General features: G+C 71.3%; 20 protein-coding genes and 1 pseudogene. 11 read left to right on the plus strand and 10 right to left on the minus strand.

What is annotated here, in order from left to right; translation table 11 throughout:
• Positions 1–44: 44 nt before the first annotated feature.
• From OG435_RS41140 to OG435_RS41155, 4 genes are all read right to left on the minus strand, one after another.
• Positions 45–2,036, minus strand: coding sequence for an anthranilate synthase family protein (locus OG435_RS41140; RefSeq protein ID WP_266885264.1), 1,992 nt, complete (start codon positions 2,034–2,036; stop codon positions 45–47).
• Positions 2,037–2,060: 24 nt separating this feature from the next.
• On the minus strand, positions 2,061–2,819 hold the full coding sequence (locus tag OG435_RS41145; protein ID WP_266885266.1) for an alpha/beta fold hydrolase: 759 nt from the start codon (positions 2,817–2,819) through the stop codon (positions 2,061–2,063).
• A complete protein-coding gene (locus tag OG435_RS41150) occupies positions 2,816–6,061 on the minus strand; it encodes a non-ribosomal peptide synthetase (protein ID WP_266885268.1) in 3,246 nt (1,081 codons plus the stop codon). Before OG435_RS41150 ends, OG435_RS41145 begins: the two co-directional genes overlap by 4 nt.
• Positions 6,062–6,256: 195 nt before the next feature.
• Positions 6,257–7,408, minus strand: coding sequence for an acyl-CoA dehydrogenase family protein (locus OG435_RS41155; RefSeq protein WP_266885270.1), 1,152 nt, complete (start codon positions 7,406–7,408; stop codon positions 6,257–6,259).
• 117 nt (positions 7,409–7,525) lie between these two features.
• Between OG435_RS41155 and OG435_RS41160 the strand changes: the two genes are divergently transcribed.
• The gene (locus OG435_RS41160; protein ID WP_266885272.1) at positions 7,526–8,113 is read left to right on the plus strand and encodes a TetR/AcrR family transcriptional regulator; all 588 of its coding nucleotides are present in this window, start codon (positions 7,526–7,528) and stop codon (positions 8,111–8,113) included.
• Here the strand turns inward: OG435_RS41160 and OG435_RS41165 are convergent.
• Genes OG435_RS41165 through OG435_RS41175 form a run of 3 tightly spaced genes read right to left on the minus strand, consistent with a single transcriptional unit; the run spans position 8,091 to position 10,354 of the window.
• Complete coding sequence (locus OG435_RS41165; protein ID WP_266885274.1) at positions 8,091–8,927, minus strand: HAD family hydrolase; 837 nt, start codon at positions 8,925–8,927, stop codon at positions 8,091–8,093. The genes OG435_RS41160 and OG435_RS41165 overlap by 23 nt on opposite strands.
• 3 nt (positions 8,928–8,930) lie before the next feature.
• Positions 8,931–9,248 (minus strand): LysR family transcriptional regulator, encoded by a 318-nt coding sequence (locus OG435_RS41170; RefSeq protein ID WP_266885276.1) that lies wholly within the window; start codon positions 9,246–9,248, stop codon positions 8,931–8,933.
• Positions 9,212–10,354 carry a ScbA/BarX family gamma-butyrolactone biosynthesis protein gene (locus tag OG435_RS41175; RefSeq protein ID WP_266885278.1) on the minus strand — a complete coding sequence of 381 codons (1,143 nt, stop codon included), beginning with the start codon at positions 10,352–10,354 and terminating at the stop codon, positions 9,212–9,214. The genes OG435_RS41170 and OG435_RS41175 overlap by 37 nt, the downstream gene beginning before the upstream one ends.
• 154 nt (positions 10,355–10,508) lie before the next feature.
• Here OG435_RS41175 and OG435_RS41180 point away from each other — a divergent pair, with 154 nt between their 5' ends.
• From OG435_RS41180 to OG435_RS41200, 5 genes are all read left to right on the plus strand, one after another.
• Positions 10,509–11,150 (plus strand): ScbR family autoregulator-binding transcription factor, encoded by a 642-nt coding sequence (locus OG435_RS41180; RefSeq protein ID WP_266885280.1) that lies wholly within the window; start codon positions 10,509–10,511, stop codon positions 11,148–11,150.
• A 238-nt stretch (positions 11,151–11,388) separates the two neighbouring features.
• A complete protein-coding gene (locus tag OG435_RS41185; protein WP_266885282.1) occupies positions 11,389–11,616 on the plus strand; it encodes an acyl carrier protein in 228 nt (75 codons plus the stop codon).
• Positions 11,613–12,542, plus strand: coding sequence for a thiamine pyrophosphate-dependent dehydrogenase E1 component subunit alpha (locus OG435_RS41190; RefSeq protein ID WP_266885284.1), 930 nt, complete (start codon positions 11,613–11,615; stop codon positions 12,540–12,542). The genes OG435_RS41185 and OG435_RS41190 overlap by 4 nt, the downstream gene beginning before the upstream one ends.
• Positions 12,539–13,552: an alpha-ketoacid dehydrogenase subunit beta gene (locus OG435_RS41195; RefSeq protein WP_266885286.1), complete on the plus strand. Its 1,014-nt coding sequence runs from the start codon at positions 12,539–12,541 to the stop codon at positions 13,550–13,552. Before OG435_RS41190 ends, OG435_RS41195 begins: the two co-directional genes overlap by 4 nt.
• Positions 13,549–14,739, plus strand: coding sequence for a 2-oxo acid dehydrogenase subunit E2 (locus tag OG435_RS41200; protein ID WP_266885288.1), 1,191 nt, complete (start codon positions 13,549–13,551; stop codon positions 14,737–14,739). Before OG435_RS41195 ends, OG435_RS41200 begins: the two co-directional genes overlap by 4 nt.
• 155 nt (positions 14,740–14,894) lie before the next feature.
• On the opposite strand, the gene OG435_RS41205 is transcribed toward OG435_RS41200, so the two are convergent.
• A complete protein-coding gene (locus tag OG435_RS41205; protein WP_266885290.1) occupies positions 14,895–16,436 on the minus strand; it encodes an AMP-binding protein in 1,542 nt (513 codons plus the stop codon).
• Between the two features lie 139 nt (positions 16,437–16,575).
• Positions 16,576–17,724 carry a winged helix DNA-binding domain-containing protein gene (locus tag OG435_RS41210; protein WP_266885292.1) on the minus strand — a complete coding sequence of 383 codons (1,149 nt, stop codon included), beginning with the start codon at positions 17,722–17,724 and terminating at the stop codon, positions 16,576–16,578.
• Between the two features lie 186 nt (positions 17,725–17,910).
• On the opposite strand from OG435_RS41210, the gene OG435_RS41215 reads away from it, so the two are divergent.
• The 3 genes from OG435_RS41215 to OG435_RS41225 all read left to right on the plus strand — a co-directional run bounded on the left by OG435_RS41215 (position 17,911) and on the right by OG435_RS41225 (position 20,585).
• Positions 17,911–19,110 carry a magnesium and cobalt transport protein CorA gene (locus OG435_RS41215; protein WP_266885294.1) on the plus strand — a complete coding sequence of 400 codons (1,200 nt, stop codon included), beginning with the start codon at positions 17,911–17,913 and terminating at the stop codon, positions 19,108–19,110.
• 478 nt (positions 19,111–19,588) lie between these two features.
• Positions 19,589–19,966, plus strand: coding sequence for a hypothetical protein (locus OG435_RS41220; RefSeq protein WP_266885296.1), 378 nt, complete (start codon positions 19,589–19,591; stop codon positions 19,964–19,966).
• A gap of 28 nt (positions 19,967–19,994) precedes the next feature.
• Positions 19,995–20,585 carry a hypothetical protein gene (locus OG435_RS41225; protein WP_266885298.1) on the plus strand — a complete coding sequence of 197 codons (591 nt, stop codon included), beginning with the start codon at positions 19,995–19,997 and terminating at the stop codon, positions 20,583–20,585.
• 116 nt (positions 20,586–20,701) lie between these two features.
• Here OG435_RS41225 and OG435_RS41230 read toward each other — a convergent pair whose 3' ends face one another.
• Complete coding sequence (locus OG435_RS41230; RefSeq protein ID WP_266885300.1) at positions 20,702–21,301, minus strand: tyrosine-type recombinase/integrase; 600 nt, start codon at positions 21,299–21,301, stop codon at positions 20,702–20,704.
• A 201-nt stretch (positions 21,302–21,502) separates the two neighbouring features.
• On the opposite strand from OG435_RS41230, the pseudogene OG435_RS41235 reads away from it, so the two are divergent.
• Both OG435_RS41235 and OG435_RS41240 read left to right on the plus strand, forming a co-directional pair.
• A pseudogene (locus tag OG435_RS41235) lies at positions 21,503–21,703 on the plus strand (hypothetical protein); the annotation flags it as partial.
• Between the two features lie 52 nt (positions 21,704–21,755).
• Entirely contained in the window at positions 21,756–22,265 is a 510-nt protein-coding gene (locus tag OG435_RS41240) for a hypothetical protein (RefSeq protein ID WP_266885302.1), read from the plus strand.
• Positions 22,266–22,344 lie beyond the last annotated feature (79 nt).

Below are 22,344 nucleotides of genomic sequence, written 5' to 3' on the forward strand. Positions count from 1 at the left end.
GGGGCGGGGGCGCGGACGCGGGCGGGCCAGGGTGTTCAGGGTGTTCACCGGTTGCTCCCGGATGAGGTGGTCGAGGTGGCGAGGGCCGCGGTGACGAGTTGGTGGAGCAGCGCGGGTCCGTCCTCGGTCAGCAGGGACTCGGGGTGGAACTGGGCGGTGGCGAAGCCCGGTCCGCGCAGGCCGTGGACCTCCCCGGTGTGCGGGTCGCGGCTGACCTCGACGGCGCCGGCGGGGAAGGGGCCGGCCGGGGTGGTCAGGCGGTCGGTGTCCGAGCGGCCGGCGAAGGTGTTGTAGAAGCCGGTACGGGCCCGGCGCCCGAAGAAGTCGATCTCCTGCTGGAGGCCCTGGTTGGGGGTTTCCTTGCGGACGAGCTCGATGCCGAGCAGCGAGGCCACGACCTGGTGGCCCAGGCACACGGCGACGCAGGGGGTCCCGTCGGCCAGCAGTCGGCCGGCCAGCCGGTCGGCGGCGGCGATCTTGGGGTCCTCGGTGCGCCGGGGGTCGCCCGGTCCGGGGCCCAGGACCACCAGGTCCGCCTGCGCCAGGGCCGCTGCGGAGGCCTCGCGCCAGGCGTGGACGGTCACCGACAGCCCCAGGGAGCGCAGTTGGTGGGCGAGCATCGCGGTGAAGGTGTCCTCGTGGTCCACGACGGCCGCGCGCAGCCCGGCCAGCTCGGGGGCCTCGTACGCGCCGGGGGGCATCGGGTCCAGCCAGAACCGGGCGAGCCGTTCGTTGTACGAGGCGAGCCCCTTCAGGACCTCCGGGTGCTCGCCGAGCCGCCGGGGCGCCTCGGAGGAGGCGGCGGCCGGGGCGGGAGCCGGGGCCGCGGTCCCGGCCGGGTGCTCCCGTAGGACGGACAGGAGTCCGGCGGCCTTCGCGTGGGTCTCGGCGACCTCGCTCCGCGGGTCGGAGTGCCGCACCAGCGTGGCACCGACCCCGATCTCCAGCCGGCCGTCCGTATCGATCTCGGCGGTCCGGATGAGGATCGCGGAGTCCATGGCCCGGCGGCCGGCGCCGTCCCGGCCGACGAGCGCGAGCGCCCCGCTGTAGTAGGAGCGGCCGCGGGGTTCGTAGCGGTGCAGCACCTCGCAGGCGCTCTCCACCGGGCTGCCGGTGACGGTCGGGGCGAACATCGTCTCGCGCAGGATCTCGCGGACGTCGAGGCGGCTCTCGCCCGTGATGAAGTACTCGGTGTGGGCGAGGCGGGCCATCTCCTTGAGGAAGGGGCCCTCCACCCGCAGGCCCGGATCGCAGATCCGGGCCATCATCTTGAGCTCCTCGTCGACCACCATCTGGAGCTCTTCGCGTTCCTTGCGGTCGGCGAGGAGCCCGAGGGCGCCGTCGACGGTGGGTCCCGTCCCGGGATAGCGGTAAGTGCCGCTGATCGGGTTCATGGTGACCGTCCCCGACTCCAGGCTGATGTGCCGTTCGGGCGAGGCCCCGACGAAGGTCCGCTCGCCGGTGTGGACCAGGAAGGTCCAGTACGCACCGGCCTCCCGGGCGAGCAGCCGGCTGAAGAAGGTGAGGGCGGCGGCCGGGGTGTAGCCGTCGATGGTGGCGGTGAAGGCGCGCTTGATGACGAAGTTCGCGCCCGCGCCCTGGCCGATCTCCTCGTCGATCACCTTGCGCACGATCTGCGCGTACTCGTCGTCGGGGATGTCGAACGCCTCGTCGCGCAGGGCGAGGGGCGCGCCGGACAGCTCGGTCAGGAAGCGGCCGGTGGGCAGCGAGTGCTGCTCGCGCACCTTGAGGACGGCCAGCGGGGCGCCGTCGTCGGTGCAGGTGTAGCCGCGCTCGGCGATCTGCCGGTACGGGAGCAGCGCCAGCAGTTCGTGGCCCGCGGCGGCCGCGCCGGGGTCCGGGGCGTCGCCGTCCAGGGGAAGGGCGGCCAGGCGCTCGACCGTGGTGACGTCCCCGAGGAGGAGTTCGAGCCGGTCGGGGCCGGTCGCGTGCGGGCGGTGCAGTAGGGCGAAGGGGGTGCCGTCGAGGGGGACGGTGACGTCTCCGTCGAGTGGGCCGGTGTTGTTGGTGACCATGTCGCTCTTCCTTGTCGAACCGTGTCAGCCCTCGGAGTCCTGCGTGAGATCCGTCAGGAAGCCGTCGATGTGGTGGTGGAGCAGGGGGGCGCGGGTGGCGTCGAGCGCTTCGAAGTGCGTGCACGCCAACTCGCGGACGCGCAGTCGCGGTGCGCGCCGCGCCCACTGGCCGAGTTGGTCGGAGTGCCGCTCGGCGGTGCAGGAGATCAGCAGCGCGGGTCCGGCGTGAGCGGCGGAGGCCCGGTGGGCGTGGGCGGCTTCCAGGTGTGCGGCGGCGACTTCGCGCAGCCGCCGGCCTTCCTCGCCCGCGGCGCCGCCTTCCTCGCCTGCGGCGCCGCCGTCCTCCTCGCCCGGTGGGTGGCCCATGGACCGGCCGATGCGGTCCAGCAGCGCGTCGTGGTCGGTGGCGGACCGGGCGGGGAGCTCGGCGTAGCTGTCCACCATGATCACGACCGGGGCGGCGGCGCCGTCCTCGGCGAGGCGGCCGGCCAGTTCCCAGGCCAGTACGCCCCCGAGGGACCAGCCGACGAGGTGGCGGGGCGGCCGGGGCAGGGCGCGCAGTTCGGCGAGGTAGCGCTCGACCATGGTGGGTACGTCGCGGTCGGGCCGTTCTCCGGCGAGCAGGCCGACGGCGCGGATGGCGTGGACCGGGCCCCGGTGGAGGAGTTCGCCGGCCAGTGGGAAGTACGGGCCGATGCCGCCCCCGGCGGCGGGCAGCAGGACGGTCGGCTCGCCGCCCTCGCTCTCGCCGAGCGGGATGAGCAGGGGTTGGTGTGTGGTCATGCCTGGTTCCTCCGCGCGGCGACCGCCCGGGCCAGGGCGCCGATGGTGGGTGTCTTGAAGAAGTCGAGGACCGGGATCCGTACGCCGTACCGGTTCTCCACGCGGGTCAGGGCGGTCAGTACGTTCAGGGAGTGCGCGCCCTGGTCGAAGAGCGAGCGGTGGACGCTCACGTGCCGGTCGAGCACCGTGCTCCAGATCTCGCGCAGGCCCACGACGAGCGAGGGGTCGAGGCCCGCCGCCGCGCCGGATTCCGTGTCGTACGCGCCGTCCCTGTCGTCGGCGTCGTCCGTGCCCTCCGCGTCGTCCGCATGCTGCTGCTGTGCGGCGAGGAGCTCGGGCAGTGCGCGCAGCAGCGCCGCCCGGTCCAGCTTGCCGTTGTGGCTGGTGGGGATGGAGGCCACGGGCAGGACGTGGGCCGGGACCATGTACGAGGGCAGCGTCGCGGCGAGCGCGGCGCGCACCGTGGCGGGGGCGCCGGGCTGGTCCTTGTCGGGCACGAGGAAGAGTGCCAACTCCCGCTGCGCGCCCTCCTTGTGGGCCGCGGCGACCGCCGCGCGGACGCCGGGGACGGCCAGGGCCGCGTTCTCCAGCTCACCGAGTTCGACCCGGTGGCCCCGGATCTTGACCTGGTGGTCGTCCCGCCCGGCGTACACCAGCACCCCGTGCTCGTCGCGGAACACCACGTCGCCGGTGCGGTAGCGGCGGGCGTCCGGGCCGGTGCCGTACGGGTCGGGGACGAAGCGTTCCGCGGTCCGTTCGGGGTCGTTGACGTAGCCCTGGGCGGGGCATTCGCCGCCGAGCAGCAGCTCGCCCGGCACGCCGGCCGGGGCGAGGTGCCCGGTGACGTCCACGACCTGGGCGCCGACGCCCGGGATCGGGCGGCCGATCGGCACGTGGGCGGGCCAGGGCTGGGTGTCGGCGGTCAGCTCCTGCGCCGTGACGACGTGGGTCTCGGTGGGCCCGTACATGTTGAACAGTCCGACGCGGGGCCGCCGGGCGAAGAAGCCCTGGACGGCTCCGTCCACCTGCAACTGCTCTCCCGCCACACAAATGTGACGGAGAGTGGGGAGACCCTCGTCCAGCTCGTCGGCGGCCAGGGCGAACGGGCGCAGCGCGGCCACCGGAAGGTAGAGGTGGGTCACCCCGGTCTCGGCCACCCTGCGCACCAGGGAGGGCAGGTCGCGCCGGTCCACGGGCTCCCGGGAGACCAGCGTGCCGCCGGCCGCCAGGGTCGGGAAGATCTCCTGGAAGGACACGTCGAAACCGATCGGCGCGTACTGCATGAAGCGCGTGGTCTCGTCCATCGCGAGTACGTCGAGCTGCCAGCGGGTCAGGTTGACCAGGGCGCCGTTGCCCATGAGCACGCCCTTGGGCCGCCCGGTGGAGCCCGAGGTGAACATCGTGTAGACCGGGTCGCCGGGGCCGCGTGCGCCGATGGGCGCCTCGGCGCTCTCCGGCGCCCCGCCGGTCCCCCGGCCCGGCTCCGCCAGCTGCTCGGGGGTGAGCACGGCGGCCGCCCCGAAGGTCCCTTCGCCCACCACGAGCCGACAGCGCGCCTGGGCCGTCATCATGTCGAGCCGTTCGGCGGGCAGTTGGGGGTCGAGGGGCAGGTACGCGGCCCTGCGCCCGAGGATCGCCAGCACGCTCGCCACGGTCTCGGTCAGCCCCCGGGTGGCGACGCCGACGACGCTCTCGTGGCCCACGCCGTGTTCGGCGAGGCCGCGCGCGAGGGCCCGTACGGTCCGGGCGAGTTCGCCGTAGGTGGTGGTGGCGCCGTCCGCGGTGATCGCCGTCAGTTCGGGGTGTGCGGCCGCGGTGGCCATGACCCACTCGTACACGGTGGCGTGGTCGGTGACGTGATCGGCAGCGCGATCGGCAGCGCGGTCACCGGCTCGGGCCGGTTCCGCGGTCAGGACGGGACCGGCGTCGCTGAACAGTTCCGCGAGGGTGCGGCCCGGGTTGCGAGCGGCGCTCGCGACCGCTTCGCGCAGGGAGTCGGCGATGCCCCCCGCCACCGCGGGCGGCAGCAGCGCCAGGTCGTGCTCCAGCTCCAGGAGCCAGCCGCCGGGGGCGGGGGTGGCGAACAGCAGCAGGTCGAACTTGGCGGTTCCGCTGCCGTGCTGACGCACCGACAGTACGGGACCTCCCGGCTCGACCACGGTGCCGTCCTGCATGGCGAGCAGCGCCGAGAAGACCGGGTTGCGGTTGCTGGAGCGGTCCGGGGCGCAGTGCGCGGCGATCCGGTTGAAGGGGATGTGGGACCGGAACTTGGTGTCCTCGACCTCCTCGTCCACCACCTTGACGACGAACTCCTCGAAGGGGGAGGTCCAGTCGACCGGGACGGCCATCGGCAGGGTGTTGACGAAGAAGCCGCACAGGCCGAAGGAGCCGAGGGTCCGCCGGGACATCAAGGTGGCGCCGAGCGTCGCGCAGTCGCCGCCGGAGTGCCGGGCCAGGACCGCCGCGTACGCCGCCGCGAAGAAGGTGAAGGGGGTGACACCGAGCTTCCGGCAGGCCGCGTCGACGGCCTTGGACTCCTCGGCGGTCAGCGGGAGTTCGATGCGTGCGCCCGCGAAGTCCGTTTCGGTCGGGCGGCCCGGCCGGGGGTAGAGCTCGGTCGCGCGGACGGTCGCCAGCCGGGCGGCCAGTGCGGCGGCTTCCTCCTCGGTCTCCTCCTTGGCAGCGGCGGCGAGCTGCGCCTGGAGCTCGGCGCGCAGTACACCCTCGCGGCCGGGGCGCAGCGCCTCCACGTCGAGGGTGCCGGAGAGCGCGGCGGTCAGGTCGCCGGCGAACGGTCCGGCGGAGAACCCGTCGAAGACCGTGTGGTGGACGACGACCAGCAGCGTCGCCGTGGATCCGTCCTCGCTGCGCAGATGGGCCGCGCGGAAGAGCGGTGGATCGTCCAGGGGGAAGACGTGGCCGGACAGCTGCTCCAGCAGTGCGCTGCGACGGCCCGGGAATCGCGCCGCGGGCACCTGCTCGGTGTCCAGCGGAAGGCGTTCGGGCGGCAGCGGCTCGATGAGCGCGGCGTGCGGCGAAGGCGCTTCGTGCAGGCCCAGTCGGAGCGTGGGCTGTACGGCGGTCACCTCGGCGAGCGCGGCGCCCAGGTCCTCGGCCCTGATGCCGGGGTCGAGCCGGAATTCGAGGACGATGTTGTAGAGGTTGCGGGCGGCAACCGTCCGGTCGATGACGAGCAGGCCGAGCTGGGCCTCGGTCACCGGGAACATCTGGGAGTTCTGCACAGGAAGACCTCACGGGTATGCGGGCGGCACCGGCGGGAGATCTCACGCAATCATTCCTTCGCAAAGGTTTCAAATGTAATCGGGGACGCCGATCGAAAGTCGGCCAGACGCGGACGCGCCTCGCGTCCGGCCGCCCCGATGGAGCCGGGGTGGCCGGGCGCGAGGCGCGAGGCGCGTGCGTGGCGGGGCGGCCGGTCAGCGGGCCGCGGCCGCCATCACCCGCTGGGCATAGGCCGCGGCGGCCGGGGCCAGCTGCACCGAGCCGTGGCCCGCGACGGCGTGGACGTCGCGCCAGAAACGCTGGAGGTCGCCGTCCTCGTCCTGGCCCCGGGCTCCCGCGCCGCGGTAGAGCCGCTCCACGGCGGTGACCAGCAGATCGATCGCCACGGCACAGTCGCGCAGGTTCAGCGGCACCTGCGCCGCAGGGTCCGCGCCGGGGTCGGCCGCCCGGTCGGCGCGCCCGGCCGCCGCCTCGAGCAGCAGCCCGGCGGCGTCGATCTCGGCCGAGGAGCGGGCGAGCACCTGCTGGTGGGTGCCGTCCTCGAGCGCCGGGCGGCCGTCGGGGGTCCGCCGGTCGCGGGTGATCGCGGTCCAGGCGCGCAGCGCTCCCCGGGCGGCCCCCCACGCGGGTGCGGCGAAGAGCAGCGAGGCCACCAGGGGGAACGGGACGCGGTGACAGTGGGCCGCCCCCGGCTCCGGCGAGCCGGCCAGCAGGTCCTCGCGCGTCATGGCGCGGTGTGCGGGTACGAAGGCGCAGTCCACGGTGAGGGTGTGGCTCCCGGTGCCGCGCAGTCCGGCATTGCGCCAGGTGTCGTGGATCCGCACGTCGGCGCGCGGTACGGCGAGGATCCGCTGGCGGGGGCCGTCCGTCGCATCCTCGACGGCGGCGAGCAGCACCCACTGCGCATGGCGTACCGCACTGGCCATGGTCCAGCGGCCCGACAGCCGCCAGCCACCGGGAACTTGGGCGACTTCGCCGGACGGCGGCACCACAGCAGCCGCTATGGACACATCGGGCGACTCCTGCCACAGTTCCTCTTGCGCCTCCTGCGGCAGGTGGGCGGCGAGTCGACCGTGGGCCGCCAGCAGCGCGGCGCACCATGCGGCGGATGGGCATTCCTCCCCCACGACGGCCACCGCCTCGATGATTTCGGCGAACGTTCCGGCGGAGCCCGACCAGTGCCGTGGTACGAAGTGCCGGAGGAATCCCGCCTCGGACAACGCCGAGACCACGGCGGGGCGCAGATCCCTGTCCCGTTCGGACTCCTTCGCCTGCCGGGCCGCCTCCGCCGCGGCAAGTCGACTCGCCAGCGGGGGCGTTGTCACGGGCGACGGGTGACTGGACATGAGTGGCGCCTCCTTGGCGGCTGTCAAAGAAAGAATTCACAGAAGAATGTTTTTGGGTGTAGGTTCGTGCCCCAACGCTTCCGCGGCACTTGAGGTAGGCAAGGAGGCCTCCCTCCGATGAAACAGGACAGGTCGCGACGTACTCACGCGCTCGTCTTGGACGCGGCCGCCACGGAGTTCGCGGCTCACGGTTTCGCCCGTACCAATCTGCAGATCGTGGCGAAGCACACCGGACTGACCAAGGGGGCGGTGTACGGCCACTTCTCCTCCAAGGAGGCCTTGGCCGACGAGCTGGTCCGGCTCTTCGAGGAGAGCTGGGGGGACTTGCTGTGCAGCGCCGAGCGGTGCGGGCAGGGACCCGAGGAGGGGCTGCGCGCCCTGGTGCTGGGGCTGACCCGGCACGTCCAGGAGGACGTACGGTTCACGGCGGGCCTGCGCCTGGCCGCCGAGGACGCGCGGGCGCTGGGCAAGACCCCCGCCTTCGTGGGCGGGTTGGGCGCCACGATCTCCCGTCTCGTCCGGGACGCGCAGGAGTGCGGGGTCGTCGACCCCGCACTCGACGCGGAGCCCTTGGGCCGACTGCTGCTCGCCCTCGTACTCGGCATGCACCAGATCACGTCCGCGGGCGGCGCCGATCCCACGCACCAACAAGTCCTGGCCGTAGGGGATTTGATCCTGCTCCTCATCCGGCCCGCGACGTCCTGACCTGCCCGGCCGCACCACCCGCGTCGCGCGCACTGGTCACGTCGCGCGCACTGGTCACGTCGCGCGCACCGACCGCGTCGCCCGCACCGACCGCGTCGCCCGCACCGACCGAGATGCCCGCACCGGCCCCGTTACCCGCACCGCGGACGCCGGGCAGCACGGGCCAGCCCTCGCGGCCCGCGCGGGCGACCAGTACCGGATCGTCGCCGACGACCACCGGGTGCCCCACCGCGCACAGCAGCGGAAGGTCGCTCGAGTGGTCGCCGTACGCGAAGCAGTCACCCGCATCGACCCCGTACGCCCGCATGGCCCGGCTCGCCCGTACGGCCTTCTCCTCGCCGATCACCGGGGCGTCGATCTCCCCCGTGAGCACCCCGCCCGCACTGCGCTGACCGGCGCACAGAACGAGAGCGCCCCCGAGCGCTTCGGCCAGCGGGTCGAGGCAATGGCGGGGCGCTCCCGAGACCAGCGCGATGCGGTGGCCGGCGCGGCGGTGGCGGTGCAGCGCCGCGAGCGTCGGCCGGTGCAGGAGGCCGCCCTTGGCGGCCTCCTGCCGGAACCACGCCCGGCCGGCCGCGGCGAGGGACTCCTGCGTGCAGCCCGCGAAGAGGCGGTAGTACGCGCGGTTGAGTTCCTCGCGTGCCACTCCGTGCTGCCGCCGGGCCAGCAGGTCGGCGCACGCCCGGTCGAAGTCCGAGGATCCGGCGCCCTCGCGCTCCGGGTGGAAGGCCAGGAAGCCGATCATGCTCGTGACGGTGATGAGTGTTTCGTCCACGTCGAAGAAGGCGATGGGCGACGGCTCGTGGCGGGGCACCCGCTACACCCTCATCAGCGGGCGGAGACGGCTGCCGGCCGACCGCCCCTGCGACGGCGTCCGGCTCGAGCGGACTTCGCGGACGGTGGTCTCGACGGCGCACAGGATCTGCTCCGCACGGGGCTGCAACAGTGCTCCCGCCTCGGTGAGTTCGACCGGCAGCCGGCCCCGTCGGTGGAAGAGCTCCACCCCGAGGCCCTGTTCCAGGATCTTGATCTGGCCGGTGACCGTGGACTGCGCGCAGTGCAGGTTCCTCGCCGCCTGGGTGAAGCTCAGCTCCCGCGCTACTTCGCGGAAGGCGCGGAGGTGCTGGAGTTCCACGAGCTCCCCTCCCCCGACGGCTCGACGGAAACCCGCGGACGGTAGAGGGCCGTGCTGCGCGCGATGGTGCGGTCCCCCTGGACGGCGGCCAGTTGGACGCGGCGGAGTCCGTGGCGGCCCGTGGACGGCAGGGCCGCCACACCGCCGACGACCTCGATCACGGTAGGTTCGCGCAGCTCGCCGAACGCGTCGAAACGGACCTCGGAGAACGCGAGGGACCACGGAGCGGCCCGGTGACCGGACTCGCCCTCCGCCGACTCCCGCCCGGTCCCGACCAGATGACATCCCGCCTGCCGGAACGCCTCGACCAAGGCCATGCCGGGCACGTGGTCGCAGGAGTGCTCGAAGTAGCCGGGGTGGTCGCGGTCCACGCGCATGAGGTACCGCCCCGGGGCGGCCGTCCGGTCGACGGACAGCAGGACGTTCTCCTGCCTGTGCCGTCCGGCTTCGGCGGCGTCGAGCATACGGAGCTGCGCGCCGGGCACGCCGGCCGCCGCACCGCGACCGCCGGCCGCGGGGGCACGCCGGTTGCGCAGCACCTCGTACAACTCCGCGCCGACCGCGAGCAGTCGTACCGACACCCGGGCGCAGCGGCGGCCGCCGGTCTCCACCCACGCCTCGAAGCGCGCTCCGATGCGGTTCCCGGACGGGTGGGCCTCGGGCACGAAGCTGCCGTCGAGGACGAGTTCGAGCGGCTCGCCTCCCACCACCAGCGCACCGGGGTCCACGATGTGGAAGTCGAGGTCGCGGAAGATGAAGATGTGCGTCAGCGGGACCTCGTAGAAGCGGTGTGCGGTGTAGATGGCCGCCTGCCGGACGGTCTCCACCAGCAGCAGCGGGTCGCTGCCGCCCTCGGCGTCCGGCTGGTAGAGCGCGTGGTGGCGGGGCCACTGTGCGGCGACCCGTACGCGGTTGCCGTCGCCGCGGCGGCCGTCGGTGAGGAAGACCTCGGCCACCGAGGCGCGGTGGACCAGGGAACGCGGGACCGTCCGGTCGAAGGTCAGGGCACCGTTCCGGGGCGAGGACCCCGGCGACGCCTGCCGGGGCAGGCTCAGCGGATTGGCGCGGGAGACCGGGCCGGGCGCGAGCGAAGGACTGGACAGCAAGACAGAACCCCCAGGTAGATCGATCCTCGGCAATGCACGTCCGATTATCGGATCGAAAATAAACCTGCCAGAAGGTATATTGCAACCCTGGAAAGTTTCCGAACTGCCTTATCGGGGGGTCGACAGAAGCCCCAGAGAGCAACAGGGACACGTCATGAACAGCAGCGACACCACGATCAGCACGGGCTCGACGCGCCAGCAGCCGGCCCGCGAGCTGAAGCAGGAGCGCGCCCGCCGGACCAGGGAGCAGATCCTGTGGGCCGCGGCCGAGGAGTTCCAGGAGAAGGGCTACCCGGTGGTGACGCTGCAGGACGTCGCCACCCGGACCGGGCTGACCAAGGGCGCCGTCTATTTCCACTTCACCAACAAGGAGGCCCTCGCGGTCGCCGTGGTCGAGGAGCACTACGCCCGCTGGGCGCCCCTGGTGACCGAGGTGCGGGAGTCCGAGCGCTCGCCGCTGGACATCATGATCACCGTCCTGGACCGCACCGCGGAACTCTTCCGCGACGACACGATGGTCCAGGCCGGGGCCCGGCTGCAGATCGAACGCTCGCTGATCCAGGCGGACCTCCCCCAGCCGTACGTGGGCTGGCAGGAACTGCTGACCTCACTGGCCGCCGCGGCGGTCGAGGCCGGCCAGCTGCGCCCGGGCACCTCCCCCGAGGCGCTCGCCCGCGTGATCGTCGCCGCGTTCTTCGGCACCCAGCACATCTCCGACGTGCTCACCGGCCGGGCCGACCTGATGGATCGCTACACCGAGCTCCGCGACATCATCTTCGCCGGCGTCACCGTCTGAGGGGCGGTCCGAGCACCTGAGGGCCGGGTCCGATCGTGCTAGGGCCGGATCCGACCGTGCGAGGGCCGGTCCGACCTCGCGAGGGCCGGCCCGACCAGTGGCCTGACGTCGCCGTTCGGGCCGTCGGCAGCTTCCATCGAGATTCCCGATCTCAATTGAAACCTTCGCGAAGGTTGGATTTAGTGGTGGTCGGCCCGAGGGTCTCGGTTGCCATCGCAATCTCTGGAGTGCTTGCCTTATGAAGCTTGAAGCGGTCATCTCGGATGTGCTCGCCATACCCCTGGGGGAAGTCGACGACAGCCTGGGACCTGTGCGCGACGACCGCTGGGACAGCCTGAAGCAGATGCAGCTGATCGTCACCCTGGAAGAGCACTACAAGGTCACCTTCTCGCGGCAGGACCTGCGTGCCATGAAGTCCGTCGGCGCGGTGCGCGAGGTGCTGCTGAGCAAGGGGGTGGCGGCGTGACGCTCACCGGGCAGGCCCCATCGGGTACGGCGCCGGCTGCTCTCGGGGACAGCGACCTCACCTCCCTGCTGATGATCAGGCACTTCGAGTGGAAGCTGCTCGATCTGTTCGCGGAAGGGAAGCTCAACGGTACGACGCACACCTGCCTCGGCCAGGAGTACGTACCGGTCTCCCTGAACCCGCTGCTCACCTCCGGCGACTTCCTCTTCAGCAACCACCGGGGCCACGGCCACTACCTCGCCCGGTTCGCCGACCCCGCCGGGCTGCTCGCCGAGATCACCGGCCGCGAAGGAGCCGTCTGCGGGGGCGTGGGCGGCAGCCAGCACATCTTCCGCGACAGCTACCTGTCCACCGGCATCCAGGGCGAGAGCCTGCCGGTCGCCGCGGGTGCGGCACTGCACTTCAAGCGGGCCGGCCTGCCGCACGTCGCCGTCGTCTACATCGGCGACGGGACCTGGGGCGAGGGCTCGGTGTACGAGGCCCTGAACATCGCCCGGCTGTGGGAGCTGCCGCTGCTGGTGGTGGTCGAGAACAACGGGATCTCCCAGACCACGCCGGGCAGCGTCAACATGGCCGGCACGGTCGCGGGCCGGGCCCGCGCCTTCGACGTCGACCACCACCGGGTGACGAGCAACGACGTACGCCACATCCGCGCCGAGCTGGCCCCGCTCATCGACCGGGTGCGCCACCAACACCAGCCGCTGGTCGTGGAGTTCGACACCGTACGGCTCGGCCCGCACAGCAAGGGCGACGACACCCGCCCCGCGCGGGAGATCGAGGCGGCCCGCGCGCGCGACTGGTACGCCGCGCTGCGCGCGGAGGACCCCGAGCGCTTCGACCGGCACGACCAAGAGCAACGAGAACTGATCGCCGGGGTGGCCGCCGATGTCCTGGCACGCCCGCTGGTGGCTGGAGAGACCGCATGAAGCGCAACGAGCGCGTGGGCGAGAACCTGAACCAGGCCCTGCACCGGGTGATGGAGTCCCACGAGGACGTCTATCTGATCGGCGAGGACGTCCTCGACCCGTACGGCGGTGCCTTCAACATCACCAAGGGGCTCTCGGACCGCTTCGCCGACCGGGTGCTGACCACGCCCATCAGCGAGAACGCCATCCTGGGCGTCGCCAACGGCCTCGCCCTGACCGGCAACAAGCCGATCGCCGAGATGATGTTCGGGGACTTCATCACGCTGGCCTTCGACCAGATCGTGAACTTCTCCGCCAAGTCCGTCTCCATGTACGGCGCCACCCACCTGATGCACCTGGTGGTGCGCTGCCCGGTCGGCGGCCGGCGCGGTTACGGCCCGACGCACAGCCAGAGCCCGCAGAAGCACTTCCTCGGCGTACCGGATCTGCACCTGTTCGAGCTGTCGCCCTTCCACGACAACGCGAAGGTCGTGGAAGGGATGGTCGAACTGGGCAAGCCCTGCATCTTCTTCGAGGACAAGGTGCTCTACACCGAGCGCCGCCACCAAGGCGGCCCGGTCGCCGACCTGTTCTCGCTGGAGTTCACCGGCGAGGACCCCTTCCCGGTGGCCCGGCTGTTCATCGAGGACACCGACCCCGACCTCGTCGTCGTCGCGCCCGGCGGCCTCGCCCAGCGCGCCGTCGACGCGGCACGCGAGCTGTTCCTGGAGCACGAGATCGCCTGCGAGATCCACGTGCCGTCCGCCCTCTACCCGTTCGACGCCCGGCTGTTGGCGGAGCCCGTCGCACGAGCGGGCCGCGTCTGCGTCGTGGAGGACGCCCCGCCCGGCGGCAGTTGGGGCGCCGAAGTCGCCCACCAGCTGTACTCCACCTGCTGGGACAGCCTCCGCGCCCCCGTCCGTCTCGTCCACTCCGCGGACTCGGTGATCCCGACGGCCCTCCACCTGGAGCGCGACGTCCTGGTGAGCAGCGAGTCCCTCGGACTGGCCCTGAAAGAGCTGGCTCAATGATCGAGATCACCGTTCCCAAGCTGAACAACAACGACGCCCAGTACGACCTGGTCGAGTGGCTCGCCGAGGACGGGGCCACCGTCACGAAGGACGACGACCTTCTGACGCTGGAGACCTCCAAGGCTGCCGAGGACCTGGTCAGCGAGCACGACGGAGTGCTGCACCAGGCGGTCAAGGCCGGAGAGCAGGTGCCGCCCGGCGCCGTGATCGGCCGGATCTTCGCCGACGCGGCCGCCCGCGACGCCTTCCTGGCCGCCGCCGGGGCGTCCGCCGCCGAGGCAGCCACCGCCGGGGCAGCCGCCGCGACCCGTACGGACTCCTCCGGCGAGGGCGCGGACTTCGTCCTCACCGCACAGGCACGCACCCAGGCCGCCGAGTCCGGCGTCACCGAGGAGGAGCTGCGCTCCCTCGGCAAGCGGATCATCAAGGGCTCCGACATCGAGGCGCTCCTGGCTCGCCGCGGAGCGTCGGAGGAACTCCCGGCCAACCGGCTCGAGTTGAGCCAGCACCAGCGGGCCATCGGCGCGGTGGTCACCGAATCGCACCGTACGGTCCCGGCGTCCTTCACCGTCGTCCGGATGAGGGTCGACGCCGCCGAGGCCGCCGCCAAGGAGCTCTCGGCACGCTCGGGGACGGCGATCGGCCTGCCCGCCGTGCTGATCACCCAGCTCGCCGCGCTGCGCGCGGACTTCCCCGCCTTCTTCGCCACCTACGACGAGGACGGGTACGCGCTGCTCGCGGAGCAGTCCCACGTGGGCGTGACGGTCGACCTGGGAAACGGCCTGTACATCCCGGTCGTACGGGACGCGGACCGGCTCTCCGCGGTCGAAGTCGCCGAGCAGCTGGAGGACTTCCGCTTCTCGGCGCTGCGCGGGAACTTCCGCGGCAGCGAACTCATGGGGGCGGCCATCACCCTGTCGCTCAACAACGACGAGGACGTGCTGCTGACCCAGCCGATCATCTTCCCCGGCCAGACCTGCATGGTCTCGCTGGGCGGCGTACAGAGCAGCCTCGAACTGGCCGCCGACGGGGGCGTTTTCGCCGCCCGGTACGTGCACGTGGGCCTGGCCTTCGACCACCGGGTCGTCAACGGCAGGGAGGCGGTGCAGTTCCTCCAGGCGCTCAAGGGTGCGCTCCGGGCGCCTGAGCTGGAACGCACGGCGGAGCCGGCGGCGACGGTCGGCTGAGGCCGGGAAGCGGGGCCGGGGCGGGGCGACGGGGCGGGGCGGGGCGGGGCGGGGCGTGAACGGCGGGCCACCACACGGTGAGCCGCGGTTCCCGCTCCCCCTCCCGCCCCCGCCCCTGCCCCCGCTTCCCTTCCCGCTCCCGCTCCGGACGCCCGTCAGTTGACCTGGCGGTCCAGGCCGGACCAGTACGGCTCGCGGAGCTTGAACTTCTGGATCTTGCCCGTGGCCGTGCGCGGGATGGCGTCGCGGAACTCGACGGTCGTGGGCGCCTTGTAGCCCGCCATCCGCTGCTTGCAGTGGGCGATGATGTCGGCCTCCTGGACCGTCGCGCCCTCCGCGAGGACCACGAGGGCCTTGATCGTCTCGCCCCACTTCTCGTGCGGCACGCCGATCACCGCGACCTCGGCGACCGCCGGATGACTGAAGATCGTGTCCTCCACCTCGATCGAGGAGACGTTCTCGCCACCGGTGATGATCACGTCCTTCTTCCGGTCGGAGATCGTCAGGTGGCCGTCGGCCTCGTCGATGGTGCCGCCGTCGCCCGTGTGGAACCAGTCCCCCTCGAGGGCCGCCTCGGTCTCCTCGGGCTTGTCCCAGTAGCCGTCGAGCACCACGTTCGAGCGGGCCAGGACCTCGCCGGACTCCGAGACCTTCAGCTTGACCCCGAGCGCGGGCATCCCCGCACGGGTCAGCTTGCGGGCCCGCTCCTCGGCCGGCAGGTGCGCGTCGGCGGCCCGGGTCCGGTTGAAGGTGAGGAGCGGTGACGTCTCGGTCAGGCCGTAGATCTGGGTGAACTCCCAGCCCAGCTCCTCCTCCACCCGCTGGATCATCCTGCTCGGGGGCGGGGCACCCGCGCAGACGATCCGTACGCGGTCCCGGCCCGGGACCTCGCCCTCCCAGGTCGCCGCCGCATCCAGGACCGCGTTCCACACCGCGGGCGCGCCGCACATCAGCGTGACGCCGTGCTCCTCGACCCGGCGCAGGATCTCCGCCCCGTCGACCTTGCGCAGGACGACCTGCTTCACGCCGAGGCCGGCCATCACGTAAGGCATGCCCCAGCCGTTGCAGTGGAACATCGGCAGCGTGTGCATGTAGACGTCACGCTCCCAGACCCGGGTGTGCAGGCCGAAGGTCAGCCCGTTCACCCAGATGTTCCGGTGCGTGAGCTGCACCCCCTTGGGGCGGGCCGTGGTCCCCGAGGTGTAGTTGACGGTCGCCGTGGCGTCCTCGTCCGGGTACGACCAGGGGCGCGGCTCCACGCCGAAGCGCATCAGCTCGGTGTCTGTCTGCGGCCCGAGGACGAAGCGGTGGCGGGCCTTGACCCCGGACAGCGCCTCGTCCAGCTCCGGGTCGACCAGCAGTACGGAGGCCCCGCTCTGCCGGACCACGTACTCGACCTCCTCCGGCTTCAGGCGGAAGTTCACCGGTACGCAGACGCGCCCGCTCATCGGCACCGCGAACAGCAGCTCGAGGAGCCGGGCGGAGTTGTGGCTGACCACCGCCACGCGCTCGCCCTCGCCGACCCCCAGCGCGTCGAATCCCGCCTGCCAGGCCCGTACGCGCTCACCGAGCCGCCCGTAGGTCGAATCGGGGACCGGCGGGGCGGGCTGGTCCGGCTCGTCCACCACGCCCGGACTGGACGCGAAACCCAGCTCCGCCCGGTCGAGGAAGTCCGTGACGGTCATGGGAATCCGCATGTGCTCACTCCTGGTGTCGCGAACGCTGATGCCTGCCGCACCCCGGTGGCCCGTGGCCCGGTGGCCCGGTCGTGCTGCCCAGCATCGTGCCGTGTCCGGTGCACGGGACACCAGAGCCCGGTCGGCCGCGTCGGGCACGTCAGCCGTCGATCGCCCCGAACCGTACGGCCCCCCGTGCCTCTCCCTCTCCCTCCGTCATGGCGGTGAGGAGCCGCTCGCCCTCGGCCACGATCTCCGCTCGGCTCGCCTTCGAGGCGGCCGAGAACAGCTCGACGGTGAGCTCGGTGCCGGTGCCGGTGCCGTCCAGTTGCCAGAGCCCGGCGAGGAAGCCGTCGAGGAGCAGGGTGCGGTGGGACTGGTTGCCCGTCCAGGTGCGCCCCTTGTACGCGGGGTCGATCACTCGGGTGCGGTCGGCGTGTGAGAGGAGCAGGTTGTCGAACTCGGGGAGGAAACGGGGCGGCGCCGGCCGGTCCGCTTCGGGGCGGGGCGCGTCGGGCAGGTCGAAGAGTTCGACGCCGTTCTCGTCCTGGAAGACGGCGAGGCCGGGCCGCAGCCGCTCGAAGACCTCGCGCAGCCGGGTGAGCCCGGCCCACGTCTGCATGTCCTTGACGGAGGCCGGCCCGAAGGCCCCGAGATACCGCAGGACGACGTCCTCGACAGCCCCCGCTCCCAGCTCCGACTCCGGCTCCGCGTCCTCCCCTCCCCCGTCCCCCACCCACTCCCGCAGGGTGGTGAGCCGGACCTGCCCGCTCTCCCCCCACACCCCGCGCGGGGTGACCTGTACGAGCGGCAGCTTGCAGCGCGCGGCGACGGACAGCGACTGCGGGTCGGCGTCGGGCCACTCCTTGAGGAGTTCCTCCCGTATCTCGCCCATCGTGCGCGGCTCGGCCTCCACGAAGACCCGAGCCCGCTCGGCCAGCCGGTCCAGGTCCACTCCGACCAGGCCCTTGCGGAAGTAGTTGATCTCCCGGTCGCGGGCCGGCTGGACGAGCGGGCGCAGGATGAAGGCGTCCTGGGCCGTGTGGGTGTGGATGGTGGACCTCATCGTGACGATCCGGACCACCTGCCGGGACTCCATCAGCCCGGCGAGCTCGGCGGGCCGGAATCCGGCGAGGCGGGCGTGGAGCTGGAAGTAGGGCGGCTTCACGTTCTGGGCCTGCAGTCCGAGGAGGTGCCGCGTGGCGTCCTGCGCCGACATCTCGTCGCGCTCGAGGAGGAGCTGGCGGGCGAGCGTGGCGCGGTTCAGGGAGCGTGCGTCGAGTACGGGACGCGTCATCTTGGAGGCCATGACTGCAACCTAGCGGCCCTTGCGGACACTTTCTGTCCGCAACTCCAACGCCCCCGCCACCCGCACGGCCCCTCCCACCGCGCTCCCACCGCCCCTCCCACCGCCCTCTTGCGAACGGGGAGACCATTCACCCGGATATCCTGCCTCTTGCCCGTAAACACCCGTTCGACCGGGAGCTGACCTGCGATGCCTGCGAAGCCGGAGCGACCAGACCACCGCCCCACGCCACCGCACTCGCCTGCGCCGACGCCCGCGCCCGCGAAGCGGCCGGGCTGGCGCCGCCCGGCCACCCCCGCCCCCGCTCCCCCGGCCGCACCCCCGCGCGCCCCGAAGCCGGCCCCGTCGGCACCCACCCCCGCTGACCACCGCAGCGTGATCGACTCCGCGGTCTACCGCGACGGCCTCAGGGTCGCCTCCCCCACCACCCTCGCCGACACCTTCCGCCGCCTGCGCGAGGAACCCGACGGCATGGCCTGGATCGGCCTGCACCGCCCCACGGAATCCGAACTCCACTCCCTGGCAGCCGAGTTCAACCTCCACCCACTCTCCATCGAAGATGCCCTGGAAGCCCACCAGCGCCCCAAGCTCGAACGCTACGGAGACACCCTCTTCGTCGTCCTGCGCGCCGCGCGCTACCTGGACGCGCTGGAGGAGGTCGACTTCGGCGAGCTCCACATCTTCGTCGGCCCCGACTTCCTGATCACGGTCCGCCACGGCGCAGCCCCGGACCTCTCGGCGGTCCGCCGCCGCATGGAGGAGAGCCCCGAACTCCTCTCCCTCGGCCCCGAGGCCGCCCTGTACGCCATCCTCGACGCGGTGGTCGACGGCTACGCCCCCGTCGTCGAGGGCGTCCAGATCGACATGGACGAGATCGAGACCGAGGTCTTCAGCGGCGACCCGGAGGTCTCCCGCCGCATCTACGAACTCTCCCGCGAAATGGTCGAGTTCCAACGCGCCACCCGCCCCCTGGTGGGCATGCTCCACAGCCTGATGGCCGGCTTCGCGAAGTACGGCACGGACGAGGAACTCCAGCGCTACCTCCGCGACGTAGCCGACCACGTCACCCACACCAGCGAACGCGTCGACGGCTTCCGCCAGGCCCTGACCGAAATCCTGACGGTCAACGCCACCCTGGTCTCCCAACAACAGAACGCCGAAATGCGAGCCCTGGCAGAAGCCGGCTTCGAACAGAACGAGGAGATCAAGAAGATCTCCTCGTGGGCGGCAATCTTGTTTGCACCCACGTTGGTGGGAACGATCTACGGCATGAACTTCGAAGACATGCCGGAGCTGAAGTGGGCAGGAGGCTACCCCTTCGCAATCCTGCTGATGGCAGTGGTATGCGTGAGCCTGTACGTCATCTTCAAGAAGCGCGACTGGCTCTAGCCGACGAGCGAGCACCACCGATCGAATTCGCTAGAGCAATCACACCCCAGGGCCTAACTCAGGGCCCTGGGGAGAATCTGGGGAGAATTGGCGGCGCCGGGGAGCGAGCCGGACCTCCCCCACCTGCTGCTCCACGCTCTCCGAGCACCTCGGCTCCCCGCGGACAGCCCCCGCTGACCGTCACGGACAGTGCCGCGCGAAGGTCCGCTTGGCAGGGACGAGCACCACGGCTGGCCCTCGTACATGGCCCACCACGTTGACCGATGAACCCATGTCCCTGTCCCAATCCCGAGAGGTGCCCGCCGCCCGCCCGGGGCGCCGATGGCGGCATGGCTGGTCCCCTCCAAAGACGCACCTCGCGCCGCAGTAGGGAAGGGAGCCCCCGCAGGTGACGGCCACAACAACGAAAGCCGTCTCCCGCTCACGCTCGCGGCAGTAGGTTGGGGCCCCACTTTGGATCCCATTGGAGTCAACAGCCGTGAGTCTGAACGATGTTGTTGGAGAGATTGCCGCAGGGTCGGCCGTCGCGCTGGCCAGTGGGGCTGTGACAGGCGGGGCGGCGTGGGTCGGCCTTAAGGTCCGAGAACTCGTACGCCGTGGATCGACCGCCGAGCAGGACGCCGTGATCGCCGTCTTCGATGACCGGGACGCCACGTCGGATGAGCTCGTGGGTCGACTGACACCGCTGATTCGAGTGCACCTCGACGCGCATCCGGAGGCCATCCCCGAGTTCAAGGCTCTGACCATGGCAGGAACTACCTTGTACAACCAGCAGAACACGGGGAGCGGACTGTTCATCGGCGGCGACAACCACGGCGGCCTGACGATCAACCATGGTGGGCTCGCACGTGACTGACCGACCGCCGGAGGGCGAGAAGAAGGTCGTGAACCAGACGAACCACGGTTCGGGCACGTTCGTGGCCGGCAACGTCCTCGGCAGCATCGTTAACCTCTTCATGCCCGCGCAACGACGGGCCCGCCCTGCGCCACCGAGCGGGCCTGAAGTGGCAGAGGACGACTACGACGACATCAGTGGGTCACTGTTCGGATCCGCCTTCCTGGCAGCCGTCTCCGGACAGGTAGTCTCCTACTGCGTCCGCGGGTTGCCCCTCTTCGGCACCGGCCCGACCCCCGGTCTGCCCACGAGGTTCTTGGCGGGGTTCGCCTTCGCCTACGCCTTCTTCGCCTGCGTCGCGATGTTCCTCGCACGGGCCGCGCAAGGTCTCGAAGTGTGGGCGGGACGGTGCGCCGATATCGCCGTCCAAACGAGAGTGCGACCTCTCGCGCAACTGCCGGCCAGCGTGGCCCGGATCTTGGCGCCTGCATCCTCGGGAACAGCGACTACGGCCGCCCTCGTGGCCACCTTCTACGCGTGGGGTGACTTCGGCGGCAGTGTGCAGGAGAGGGCCTACCTCGCGCGCGATGGCGCCGCCATGAATGCCGCGCGGGCACGCGCAGCAGTGCAGAGAGGCTGACCAGAGAGGCGCGAAGAAGGCCGGACTCTCCGCAGGCTCTGCGGGCGAATCACAGGCTTCGTGAAGCCTGCACAGCGAAAACGGGTGCCACAGCGCATGCTGTGACACCCGTTCTCTCACATATGTGCAAGGTTGTCCGGGACGTATTCGGGCACCGTGCCGAGCAGTGCGTCGATGGCCGCGCGTCCCTTGCCGCCGGCCTCCGGCATGAAGTGGGCGTAGTGGTCGAGGGTGATGGTCGGACTTGAGTGACCGAGCCACCGGGCGAGCGTGACGATGGACTCGCCCGCTTCGAGGAGGACCGAGGCGTAAGTGTGCCGGAGCACGTGGAAGCCGTCCTTGCGCGAAGCCTTCCACCGCGCACCCTTCTCCCGTACGGGAATGACTCCGGCCGCGGCGAGGGCCGGCTTCCAGGCCTCGTCGTTGAAGATGTTGGCGCGGATGGCGTTGCCGTACGCCGTCGTGAGGACGAGCGGGAAGCTCTGTTTCTCCCGTTCGGGCTCCGGTCCGCCCCAGGGGAGTTCGACGTCGACCGCCGGATGGTCGAGGAAGTACGCGGCCAGTTCCGTGGCCACCGACCGGGGCATGTCGACGATGCGCGTCTTGCCACCCTTGGACAGAGCGAAGTAAAGGCGCCCGGAGAGGAGTTGCACCTGCCTGCGCACCCGGATGACACCGCGTTCGAAGTCGATGTCCCTCGGCGACAGCCCGAACACCTCTCCCTGGCGCAGCCCACACCCCAGCGCGACGACGACCCGCGATCCGGTAGCGAGGATTGATCACGTCCCGCACCCGCTGCGCCGTTGCCAGCGGCCACGCGTCACGATCCTCGTCCGGCGCCTTCGGCCAACGCACCGTCTTGGCTCGCATCGGGTTGCGGACAAGGCGCTTGTCGTCGATCGCGGTCTCGAAGATATTTCGAGCAGCAGAAGCGGGACCTCTCGGTCGAACACTCCCGGACACTGGACCACTACCGCATCGCCCATGAAGTCAAGGGGCGGGCCGGCAGCAGAGACACCACGACGGAAGAACTCCGGGGCGCCATGGTCCACTACCGGGCGCTGTTCGAGGAACTTCTGAAAGACGACACCGCTTCGCCGGATGAAGAACGCCGCTGAATTCCTAGCAGCCGCAAAGCTGCCGTTCGCCACCGCATGGAGGTGAAGGGACATGCAGAGGGAAGGGCCATACGGGCGCGACGACGAGTACGCCGAGCCCGCTGGAGAGACGCTGTCCACCGAGGACATCGCCCGACCCCAGACAGAAACACCGCAACAGCCCCCAGACGATGACCTGATGGCCGTCTCCGAAGACGAGGGGGCAGCGCCCAGGACCAGGATCACGGACGGCGCCGGCGGCGAGCCGGACACCGCGCCCGGCGAGCAGGACGCGTCGGTGCAGGAGCCCGATTCCGTCCCGCTCCTCGGGGCCCAAGAGGCAGAAGGCCTCCGTACCCGGTGGCAGGAGATCCAGCAGGGGTTCGTCGACGACCCGAAGCAGTCAGTGTTTGCGGCAGACGGACTCGTCGCCGAGGTCATGCAGCTGCTCGCCACCACGTTCGCCGACCACAAGCAGGGCCTCGAAAGCCAGTGGCACCGTGGCGAGGAGGGCGCCACCGAGGACCTGCGCCTGGCCCTGCGCCAGTACCGGTCCTTCTTCGACCGCCTGCTCAGCACCTGACCACCGGCCCGGACCCGCGACTACTTCCGCCCGCCGTGGGGGCTGGACGCAAAACACCGGCCGGTGTCTCCCCTCACGC

This window comes from Streptomyces sp. NBC_01264 (genome assembly GCF_026340675.1).
Lineage (GTDB): Bacteria > Actinomycetota > Actinomycetes > Streptomycetales > Streptomycetaceae > Streptomyces.

Coding starts and splice junctions, on each gene's coding strand:
- OG435_RS41180 (WP_266885280.1), top strand. CDS start 10,509: ATGAACAGCAGCGACACCACGATCAGCACGGGCTCGACGCGCCAGCAG.
- OG435_RS41215 (WP_266885294.1), top strand. CDS start 17,911: ATGCCTGCGAAGCCGGAGCGACCAGACCACCGCCCCACGCCACCGCAC.
- OG435_RS41145 (WP_266885266.1), bottom strand. CDS start 2,819: ATGACCACACACCAACCCCTGCTCATCCCGCTCGGCGAGAGCGAGGGC.
- OG435_RS41195 (WP_266885286.1), top strand. CDS start 12,539: ATGAAGCGCAACGAGCGCGTGGGCGAGAACCTGAACCAGGCCCTGCAC.
- OG435_RS41140 (WP_266885264.1), bottom strand. CDS start 2,036: ATGGTCACCAACAACACCGGCCCACTCGACGGAGACGTCACCGTCCCC.
- OG435_RS41240 (WP_266885302.1), top strand. CDS start 21,756: ATGCAGAGGGAAGGGCCATACGGGCGCGACGACGAGTACGCCGAGCCC.
- OG435_RS41160 (WP_266885272.1), top strand. CDS start 7,526: ATGAAACAGGACAGGTCGCGACGTACTCACGCGCTCGTCTTGGACGCG.
- OG435_RS41205 (WP_266885290.1), bottom strand. CDS start 16,436: ATGCGGATTCCCATGACCGTCACGGACTTCCTCGACCGGGCGGAGCTG.
- OG435_RS41155 (WP_266885270.1), bottom strand. CDS start 7,408: ATGTCCAGTCACCCGTCGCCCGTGACAACGCCCCCGCTGGCGAGTCGA.
- OG435_RS41185 (WP_266885282.1), top strand. CDS start 11,389: ATGAAGCTTGAAGCGGTCATCTCGGATGTGCTCGCCATACCCCTGGGG.
- OG435_RS41200 (WP_266885288.1), top strand. CDS start 13,549: ATGATCGAGATCACCGTTCCCAAGCTGAACAACAACGACGCCCAGTAC.
- OG435_RS41210 (WP_266885292.1), bottom strand. CDS start 17,724: ATGGCCTCCAAGATGACGCGTCCCGTACTCGACGCACGCTCCCTGAAC.